This window comes from Oleiphilus sp. HI0061, assembly GCF_001635675.1.
On sequence record NZ_LWFE01000444.1, the window covers coordinates 1 to 555 of the forward strand.

The window sequence follows — 555 nt, forward strand, 5'->3', positions numbered from 1 at the left end:
CACTCAAGACATCGATGAGCCTGTTCAGTCGCGTCATTCTGATCAAATGACTGATAGATCTCACCAAAATCTTCGGTACGACCTTCCATTGGAATTTTCTTTGGGTCAACTCGACCCACATCAACAAACTGAAAGTTGTTATTTAAACGCTTTGCCATATTCTAACCTCTAAACCTTATTCGCAATGAGAGTATTCGATAATTCGAAACACTACTCAGGGCGAGAACGCATGTTGTTAAGCAAGTTATCCAAGCTAGCCGCCTTCGGCTTAACTAACCAGAACTTAGCAATGAAGTCATCGAAGTGCTCAAGGATCTCTTGCCCCCACTTACTAGATGTCTCAGCAACATGCTCCTTAATAACGCCTCGCAAATGATTGCGATAAGGCTCCATTTGTTCAGTTGAAACTCTTTGAATTTCTACCAACTCATGATTGTATTTATCTACAAACGTATTTTCCTGGTCTAGCACATAGGCAAAACCACCTGTCATACCAGCACCAAAGTTATAACCTGTTTGACCTAGAACAGTAATCAAACCGCCAGTCATATATTC

General features: G+C 41.3%; 1 protein-coding gene. It reads right to left on the bottom strand.

Translation table 11 applies throughout. The annotated features are described in order from the left end of the window. Positions 1–210: 210 nt before the first annotated feature. A partial coding sequence (locus A3735_RS05940; protein WP_156499449.1) for a hypothetical protein occupies positions 211–555 on the bottom strand: 345 nt, incomplete at its 5' end.